The 9,609-nt window shown below is 32.4% G+C and carries 9 protein-coding genes; all 9 read left to right on the top strand.

Features of this window, described 5'->3' with window-relative positions; all coding sequences use genetic code 11:
- The first annotated feature begins 97 nt into the window (after window positions 1-97).
- The 9 genes from CXF67_RS11305 (at window position 98) to CXF67_RS11345 (ending at window position 9,529) form a co-directional block, all read left to right on the top strand.
- Entirely contained in the window at window positions 98-901 is an 804-nt protein-coding gene (locus CXF67_RS11305; RefSeq protein ID WP_102088844.1) for a glycosyltransferase family 2 protein, read from the top strand.
- Window positions 902-903: 2 nt separating this feature from the next.
- Window positions 904-1,809, top strand: coding sequence for a glycosyltransferase (locus tag CXF67_RS11310; RefSeq protein ID WP_102088845.1), 906 nt, complete (start codon window positions 904-906; stop codon window positions 1,807-1,809).
- Window positions 1,810-2,075: 266 nt separating this feature from the next.
- A complete protein-coding gene (locus CXF67_RS11315) occupies window positions 2,076-2,717 on the top strand; it encodes a class I SAM-dependent methyltransferase (RefSeq protein ID WP_102088846.1) in 642 nt (213 codons plus the stop codon).
- 22 nt (window positions 2,718-2,739) lie between these two features.
- The gene (locus tag CXF67_RS11320) at window positions 2,740-3,309 is read left to right on the top strand and encodes an L-threonylcarbamoyladenylate synthase (protein WP_102088847.1); all 570 of its coding nucleotides are present in this window, start codon (window positions 2,740-2,742) and stop codon (window positions 3,307-3,309) included.
- A gap of 1 nt (window position 3,310) precedes the next feature.
- On the top strand, window positions 3,311-4,735 hold the full coding sequence (locus CXF67_RS11325) for a CCA tRNA nucleotidyltransferase (RefSeq protein WP_102088848.1): 1,425 nt from the start codon (window positions 3,311-3,313) through the stop codon (window positions 4,733-4,735).
- A 92-nt stretch (window positions 4,736-4,827) separates the two neighbouring features.
- Complete coding sequence (locus CXF67_RS11330; protein ID WP_102088849.1) at window positions 4,828-5,856, top strand: COX15/CtaA family protein; 1,029 nt, start codon at window positions 4,828-4,830, stop codon at window positions 5,854-5,856.
- A gap of 5 nt (window positions 5,857-5,861) precedes the next feature.
- Window positions 5,862-6,374: an IS1096 element passenger TnpR family protein gene (locus tag CXF67_RS11335; protein WP_102088850.1), complete on the top strand. Its 513-nt coding sequence runs from the start codon at window positions 5,862-5,864 to the stop codon at window positions 6,372-6,374.
- Between the two features lie 44 nt (window positions 6,375-6,418).
- On the top strand, window positions 6,419-7,477 hold the full coding sequence (locus CXF67_RS11340; RefSeq protein ID WP_102088851.1) for a nucleoid-associated protein: 1,059 nt from the start codon (window positions 6,419-6,421) through the stop codon (window positions 7,475-7,477).
- 21 nt (window positions 7,478-7,498) lie between these two features.
- On the top strand, window positions 7,499-9,529 hold the full coding sequence (locus tag CXF67_RS11345; protein WP_102088852.1) for a M3 family metallopeptidase: 2,031 nt from the start codon (window positions 7,499-7,501) through the stop codon (window positions 9,527-9,529).
- Window positions 9,530-9,609 lie beyond the last annotated feature (80 nt).

The following is a 9,609-nucleotide window of genomic DNA, read 5'->3' on the forward strand; positions in this document are numbered from 1 at the left end:
TTTAAAACTATAGAGGGTCTTATGCAGATTTCTAAAGCAATTTATTTTAACAGATGCAAAACTTAATTACATTTGTAGGTTAACAATTTAAATATTCATGAAGCCATTTCCTAAATGCAGTCTTATAACTCCCACTTATAATTGGCCAGATGCTCTAGAATTATTATTAAAAAGTCTGATGTATCAGACTTTTTTACCAGATGAAGTGATAATTGCTGATGATGGCTCCAATGCTGAGACATCATTACTGATCAAGAATTATCAAGAAAAACTCTCTGTTCCTCTTATTCACATCAGGCATGAGGACAAAGGAAATAGGAAGCCAAGAATTATGAATAAAGCCGTCGCGAAGGCAAAATATCCCTATATTATAGAAATTGATGGTGATATTATAATGCACAGACACTTTATAAAAGATCACTTGAAGTTTGCCGAAAAAGGCTTTTATTTATATGGTTCTCGTGCTAACATTCAAGAAAATTATTTAACCGAAATTTTCATTAATAAGCACACGCAGTTTAACTATTTTTCAAAAGGTATTAAGAAACGTGGCCGGTCCATTCACTTGCCGTTTTTAGCTCATTTTTTTAAGCCAATTACTGAACGCTCACAAAAATTGAGAGGCTGCAACATGTCGTTTTGGCGAGACGATTTTATAAAGGTAAATGGTTTTAATGAAAATTTGGTTGGATGGGGAATTGATGATTCCGAGATGATTCAACGACTTCATAACATTGGAATTAAAGGAAAGAGACTTAAATTTGCCGGAATCGCTTATCACATTTATCACAAAGAACAATCAAAATCACACATAGACATTAACTTGGCTATCGAACGGGAAACCACTAAAGCTCAAATTAAACGCTGTGAAGTTGGTATAAATCAATTTTTAGAAGTTTAGAAATGGTAGAAGTCTCAGTTATCTTAATCAATTTCAACTCGTCTAATTATACCATTGAATGCATTGATTCTATCTATAAAAAGACAAGCAAAGACATTGACTTTGAAATTATAATTGTAGATAATAAATCTGAAGCAGACGACTACTTAAACCTAAAAAGTTACTGTAAATCATTAAACTTAAGCAATTTACATTTACATCTAAATTCAGAAAATAGTGGTTTTGGTGGGGGTAACATGTTTGGTTTCAATAAAGCTAAAAGTCAATTTGTAGCCTTTGTAAACAATGATGTTCTTTTTAAAAATGATTGTTTAAGTATTCTTTCAAATACTTTAAAGTCAAATTCTGAAATAGGTGTTTGCGCACCTACAACTTATACAAATCATGGTAAAATTTTACCAACATTAGATTTTTTTGCTTCACCAATCAAGGTGCTGTTTGGAAGAAAGATTTATAAATATTTAAAACCAAAAGAATACAAAGACAGAAACTTAAAACTAGATAAACCTACCAAAGGTGATTTTGTCTCAGGTAGTTTTATGATGTTAACCAGTAAAAACTTCAAAAAAGTTGGTGGTTTTGATACTAACATATTTTTGTATCATGAAGAAACCGACTTATGTAAGCGCTTGCAAAAATCTAACTTAAATGCTATTTGCGAACCTAAAGCAGAATGTATACATTATCACGGTGCTAGTACTCCAAAATCAATTCAAATTAAAGCTGAATTAAAACGCTCTTTACTATATGTCATAAAAAAACATAATGGGAATTTGCCCTATATTTTAATCCACTTTTACTTGGTGTGTAAATACTCTATTAAAACCATCGTTAAATCAAAATACATCTATTTACTAAAACAATTACTCCGCCCAATTCACTTAAGTAGCTCGACTAAAACCAACTAAAAAAACAAGCAAAAATTAAAAATAATTAATTAGTTTAAGCCCAGAATAAATTCTTGTCTACCCAATAAATACCAGTTAGGGAAATATTTAAAAAGTAACCTATCCAGACATAATTCACAAATTTTTTCCTAAAAAAATATGGCTATGAGTGAAAATAAGAAACTATGGTCAACCTTTTAGTTTTCGAATTTGAATAAAATATAAGAGATTTTAAGTAAATAATTGATTCATGACTATCAATTATAATAATCACATAAAAAGGATTCATGGATTACCACAATAAAAAAGGAAAATATTATATCAATAAAAGATCTGAAATGTTGGAGTTCTTTCCAAGTAATGCGAAAACTGTTTTAGACGTTGGTTGCGGTCAAGGTATATTTGCTCAGCAAATTAAAGACATTTACGAGACAGAAACTTGGGGAATAGAGTACATGCCATCGCATGCAGAAGAAGCAAAAAAACAATTAGACAAAGTTTTCGTTGGTGAATGTGAAAAATTTCTTGATGATTTACCAAATGATTATTTTGATGTTATTTATTTCAATGATGTCTTAGAACACTTAATAGATCCTTACATGGTTCTAAACAAGATGAAAGAGAAATTAACAGATAAAGGAAGAATAATAAGTTCTATTCCAAACATAAGATACCATAGCGCTTTAAAAATGCTTATCTTAAAAAAAGAGTGGATGTATCAAGAAAGTGGTGTGATGGATCACACACACGTAAGGTTTTTTACAAAAAAAAGTATAAAAAGAATGTATGAGACCCTTGGGTTTAAAATAATCTCACATAAAGGAATCAATAAAACAAAATCTTTAAAGCCTTACCTTTACAATTTACTTTTATGTTTTACAGCTTCAGATATTTTCTTTGTGCAATATGCAACAGTAGTAGAAAAATAAATTCCTAAAAGTTATCCATATTATGAAAGATCAAAAAGAATACATACTTGAATGCATACAAATCCTAAAACGCGGAGGACTTATCCTTTATCCTACAGATACCGTTTGGGGAATAGGCTGTGACGCTACAAATGCAGAGGCCATCGATAAAATTTATGCTCTAAAAAATCAACCTAACACTAAATCCTTAATTTGTTTAGTGCCAGACTTTAAAATGCTAAACCAATACGTCGAGGATATTCCAGAAGTCGCTTATGACATCCTAAAATATGCAGATAAGCCCACGACTATAATTTATCAAAACCCTATACGTATATCCACAAATCTTATTGCAGACGACGATACCTTAGGCATTAGAGTGGTAGATGATATTTTTGCTAAAGAATTGATTCGCAAATACAAACGGCCTATTGTCTCAACATCAGCCAATATAAGCGGACAACCTACGCCTGCCAACTTTTTTGAAATTTCACCAGAAATTTTAAAAGGCGTCGACTATGTCGTAAATTTGTACCAGTCAAATAAAAATAAAAAACCTTCAACCATCATCAAATTAGACCTTGATGGTAAAGTTGAAGTGATTCGTAAATAATATGCCTGATTCTTATTACCAAGACGCCTTACAACATAAAATATTTAATATTCTTTCAGAAGCGGCAGATGACATCAATGTCGAAGCCTATGTTATAGGTGGCTTTGTGAGAGATTTTTTTTTAAAAAGAGGCAAAGCTGAAGATATAGATGTTGTCGCTGTAGGCAGCGGCATAGAATTAGCTAAAAAGGTTTCAGAAAAATTACCTGGAAAACCTCCCGTTAAAGTCTTTAAAACCTACGGTACCGCCATGCTTAAGATCTTTGATCTTGAAGTCGAATTTGTTGGGGCGAGAAGAGAATCTTATACTAAAGATAGCCGAAATCCCGAAGTTGAACAAGGTACTTTGGCTGATGATCAAAATCGAAGAGATTTCACAATTAATGCACTAGCACTTCAACTTAATAAAAAAGATTTCGGAAAACTCCTAGACCCTTTTAAAGGCTTGGAAGATTTGAAGACTCAACTCATCAAAACTCCTTTAGATCCAGAAGTTACTTTTTCTGACGATCCGCTAAGGATGATACGAGCGATTCGGTTTGCTAGTCAACTTCGTTTTAAAATTGATCAAAAATCCATTCAAGCTATTAAAGATCATTCAGAAAGAATAGATATTGTAAGTAAAGAACGCATTGTCACAGAACTTAACAAGATATTGGAGTCAGAAAAACCTTCAGTAGGTTTTAAATTGCTTCACGATACCAATTTATTACAACGCATTCTTCCTGAACTTACTCACTTAGAAGGTATTGATGAGATCGATGGTCAAAAACACAAAGACAACTTTTGGCATACGCTAGAGGTTGTTGATAATATTTCACTCGAAACCAATGATGTATGGTTGAGATGGGCTGCACTTCTTCATGATATTGGAAAAGCACCTACTAAGCGATTTCATAAGAAAATAGGCTGGACATTTCACGGGCATGAATTCAAAGGATCGAAAATGGTTTATCAGCTCTTTAAAAGGCTTAAACTCCCTCTTAATGATAAGATGAAATTAGTTCAAAAATTAGTTTTACTAAGTTCGAGACCAATTGCTATTGTAGATGATGATGTGACAGACTCTGCCGTAAGACGACTTATTTTTGACACAGGAGATCACCTAGACGATTTGATGATGTTATGTGAAGCAGATATCACTACAAAAAATCCAAAACGCTACAAAAAATATCACAATAACTTTAAGGTCGTTAGAAATAGAATACAAGAAGTTGAAGAGCGAGATAAAGTACGTAATTTTCAACCCCCTGTTTCAGGAAAAGAAATCATGGAAACTTTTCAGATAGAACCTTGTCGTGAAGTTGGAGAAATTAAAGCTAAAATAAAAGAAGCCATTTTGGATGGTAATATTCCAAACGACTATAAAGCTGCTTTTCAATACATGTTGAAAGAGGGAGAAGCACGTGGCTTTAAACAGGCCTAAGATTTTCTGAAAAACATGCCAAAATAAAAGCTAAAACCCATAATTCATAGTCCATCTTGTGGATAAGATTTATATTTGTAAAAAATTAAATCGTGTTTAGAAAATCAATAAAAGCCTCCATTATTATTGTATATCTCGTTATTATTGCTGGTGCGGTTGTAAGAATGACCGGGAGTGGTATGGGATGTCCAGACTGGCCTAAATGTTTTGGATATTACATTCCACCTACTGAAGAAACTCAATTAGAGTGGGCGCCAAATCATGATTACTTTAAAGGGCAGGTTATCATATTGGATAAGGCCTTAAAAATTTCTAAAGAAGCTTTCACCTCTTCTAAGGCCTTTGAAAGCTCACATTGGGTAACTTATGAAAAGCATGATTATGCTGAATTTAATGCCTTACATACCTGGATAGAATACATCAATAGATTACTTGGTGCTGTTGCAGGTTTAGCCATATTAATAATGACAATTAGTTCATTTTGGCTTTGGAGAAAAAATAAAAAATTGACATTGCTTTCAATAGCTTGTTTAATTTTATTATTATTTCAAGCTTGGCTGGGAGCCACGGTAGTGTATTCAGTGCTGTCGCCAGTAAGAATTACCATTCATATGCTTGTAGCTCTCTTGATTGTAGCATTGCTTATTTATATATTAAAACTTTCTTCAAGAAAAAATAGCTCTAAATTAAGCACAACTGCATTCAGGAACTTATTGATATTTGCGGCCATACTTAGCTTAATTCAAATAGCAATGGGAACTCAAGTCAGGCAATTTGTAGACGATCAAATCGATGTTTTAGGCTATGATGCTAAAACAAAATGGCTAGAGAATCCAGACTTAATTTTTTATGTGCATCGATCGTTTTCAATTCTACTATTTCTCGTAAATGCGAGCATTTGGTGGTTAAATAAAACGAGGAAATTAGGTTTCAAACTTACCAACTGGATGATGTTTTTTATAGGCTTAGAAATAATAACAGGAATTGCGATGTATTATCTAGATTTTCCCTTTTTATCACAACCTTTGCACTTAGTAATTGCTTGTATGTTGTTTGGTGTTCAGTTTTATATTTTAATGCAAAGTTTTGAAGCCAAATTAATACCAAAATCTAAAAATTAGATCCTATGATTTATAAATACAGAGTCGTATTAGATACCTTAGACGACGTAATTAGGGACATTGAAATAAGGGATGATTCAACCCTTGAAGACCTGCATAATTCTATCTCGCAAGCTTTTGGGTTTGACGGTACAGAAATGTCCTCGTTTTACAAAAGTGATGAAGACTGGAATCAAGGAGAAGAGTATTTGCTTTTTGACATGAGTGATGGTCAAAATGATATCAAAATGATGAATGAGACCACGCTAGAGAGTGTCTTTTCTAGAGAAAATACAAAGATGATTTACGTCTATGACTTTTTTAGCTTGTGGACCTTTTATGTAGAACTAGCGGATATAGAAGAACCTATGGACGGTCAGGATTATCCCAATTTAATGTTTGCTCAAGGACAGCTCCCTGATTCTCCACCAGACAAACAGTTCGAAGCTGAGGAATTGGAGGAAGAGGAAGAGGAAAAAAATGACGATATCGAATTTGAAAATCTTGATGATTTTGATTTTGATGAAAATTGGAATTAAAGACTATTTTTAACTATTGTACCAAAAGAAACTCAACATAATTTATGATCAATTTATTTAGTGCCCAAATTGAAAGTATGTCTATACATCGAGTAGGGAATAAGAGTAAAAATGAATCCCTATTTATTTCTGAAGAAGCTCACGAACTTTCTGACGAATTAAAACCTCTCATTAAAGAATACTTCTTGAAATCCTTTAGGGAAAAAGAAGAAAATTACTATCACTTTGTTCATGATACAGATTTAGAATTTCATCAACTTAATGGATTAGTCACCGATATTTTTAATAATCCTTCAGAAAGTCATGATGTCTCTAAAAAAATAACGAGTTTATTATTTGAAGAGTCAAAGCATCAACACATAAAAGGAGGCGAGGTCTATGTTATTTACTTCGAAAACATGCTTATCGACAATGAGAAGGTCTCCGCAGTTGGTATTTTTAAATCTGAATTAAAACATGATTTTCTTCAATTTGAAGAGAAACAAAATAATTTAGATGTCATTCTTCAGCAGGGAGTTCATTTAAATAAACTAGACAAGGGCGCCATAATTTTTAATACTGAAAAAGAAAAAGGGTATAAAATTCTATCAGTAGATTCCAATAAATACGATACAAAATACTGGTTAGAACAATTCTTGCAAGTCGACTTTTTCGAAGATGAAAATTTCTATACTAAAAAATATTTGAAGTTTTGTGAGAATTTTGCGAAGGACGTAGTTCTCCCAGCCGAAGATAAGCAACAGGAGGTTTTGTTTATGAATAAGGCTATGAATCATTTTGCTTCCAATGATAATTTTAATGAGCAAGATTTTCTTAGTGATGTTCTTGAAAACCCAGCTTTGGAACCCGAATTCCAAAATTATAAAACTGAAAAGGCACCGAAATATAAAGTCGAAGATTTATCCGACTTTCCTATTTCCAATACGGCTGTGACTGCAGCTCGTAAAAAAATTAAAAGTGTTATCAATTTGGATACAAATATTCAGATAAAGATGGATTTTGTTAATGGTGACAGTGCGCAAAAGTTCATAGAAAAAGGTTGGGATGAGGATAGACAGATGTTCTACTATCTAGTGTATTTCAACAAGGAAGAAAAAAGTTAAATAGAAAAATATTAAGTATTTATGGATCAAAACCCTTTATTACACACATTCGACCACCCCCCATTTTCTAAAATAGAAAACTCGCATTTCAAACCTGCTTTTGAAAAGAGTTTAAAAGAAGCTAGAACTGAAATACATATTATAGTTGACAATATTGAAACACCAACTTTTTCAAATACAATTGAGGCTTTGGAGTTTTCAGGTCAAAAGCTAGGTAGAATTTCAAGTATTTTTTTTAATTTAAATTCCGCTGAAACAAATACAGAGATACAAAAACTCGCTCAAGAGATTTCTCCTCTTTTAAGTGAATTCAGTAATGATATATTATTGAATGCGAACTTATTTAAAAAGATAAAATCTGTATTTAAAGATAAATCAAACGAAGATTATTCTCAAGAACAAATTATGCTTCTTGAAAAGATCTATAAGAATTTCACCAGGAATGGAGCGAATTTAAATCAAAATGATCAGAATCGGCTAAGAGAGATCGATATGGAATTATCTAGAACTTCACTAAGTTTTGGTGAAAATGTTTTAGCAGAAACTAATAATTTTGAACTACAGGTTAAAGATAAAAGTGAGTTAGATGGAATTCCCGATGATATAAAGGAATCTGCAAAAAATTTGGCTGAAGAAAAACAAAAAGAAGGCTATATTTTTACTCTAGATTTTCCGACTTTCATCCCGGTGATGAAGTTTGCAGAAAACAGGGAACTTAGAAAAAAACTACTCCTTGGATTTGGATCTAAAGGATTTAAGGATAATGACTATAATAACGAAAAAAATGTTCTCAACATAGTTAAACTTAGACTGGATAGAGCACACCTTCTTGGTTATAAATCTCATGCTGATTTCGTACTTCAAGAACGAATGGCTAAAACGGTTGATACCGTTCACACCTTTTTAGATAATATTCTAGAAAAAGCGATACCTTCCGCCGTAAAAGAGTTGGAAGAACTAAAAGCTTTTGCATATGAAATTGATAGCATTAAGGATTTTAAAAAATGGGATAAAGCCTATTATACCGAAAGACTCAAACAAAAGAAGTTTGACTTAAATGAGGAGATTCTCAAACCCTATTTTGAATTGAATAGAGTTATAGAAGGAATGTTTAAAGTGGCATCTAAATTATATCATCTTACTTTTAAAAAAGTAAGTGACTTAGAGACCTATCATGAAGATGTCATAACTTATAAAGTCTATGATGAAACCAATAAATATTTAGCAACCTTATATGCCGATTTTCACCCTAGAGCAGGAAAAAGGGATGGGGCTTGGATGACAATTTATAAAGATCAATACAGGTTTAATAAAAAGGAGGAAAGACCTCAGGTTTCTATTGTCTGTAATTTTACTAAACCTACTAAAACTAAACCCTCTTTACTAACTTTTAATGAAGTGACAACTCTTTTTCATGAGTTTGGACATGCTTTACATGCCATAAACGCGAATACAACTTACCCTTCATTATCTGGAGCTTCAGTTTATTGGGATTTCGTAGAACTACCGAGTCAACTTATGGAAAATTGGTGCTACGAAAGTGAAGCTCTAAAATTGTTTGCGAGACATTACCAAACTAATGAAATTCTACCTACTAAATATATTGAAAAAATAAAGGAATCCTCTAATTTCATGGAGGGTTTACAAACGACAAGACAAGTTAGTTTTGGCAAATTAGATTTGGCATGGCATGCTATGGAAAGCATGAATTCCATAGATAAAGTAAAAGATAAGGAAGATTTGGCTTTTAAAGATATTGAGTTATTGCCCGATATTGAAAGTACTTGTATGAGCACCGCTTTTGGCCATATTTTTCAAGGAGGCTATAGCTCTGGTTATTATTCATATAAATGGGCTGAAGTGTTGGATGCAGATGCTTTTGAATATTTTAAAGAAAAAGGGATATTTAATGATGAGGTTGCAAAAAAATTCAGGGACAATGTTCTACAACTAGGAGGAACGGTTGAACCAATGGCTTTGTATAAGCAGTTCAGAGGTAAGGAACCAAATCCTAATGCCTTGTTAAAAAGAGCAGGACTTATTAAAAGTTAGACCGATAAATTATAATAGGAAATACCCTTGAGTAATACAGTTACTCAAGGGTATTTTTTTGGTTCAAACATAAATTTTAA

The sequence above is a fragment of the Psychroflexus sp. MES1-P1E genome (genome assembly GCF_002836055.1).
In the GTDB taxonomy this organism is placed as follows: Bacteria; Bacteroidota; Bacteroidia; order Flavobacteriales; family Flavobacteriaceae; genus Psychroflexus.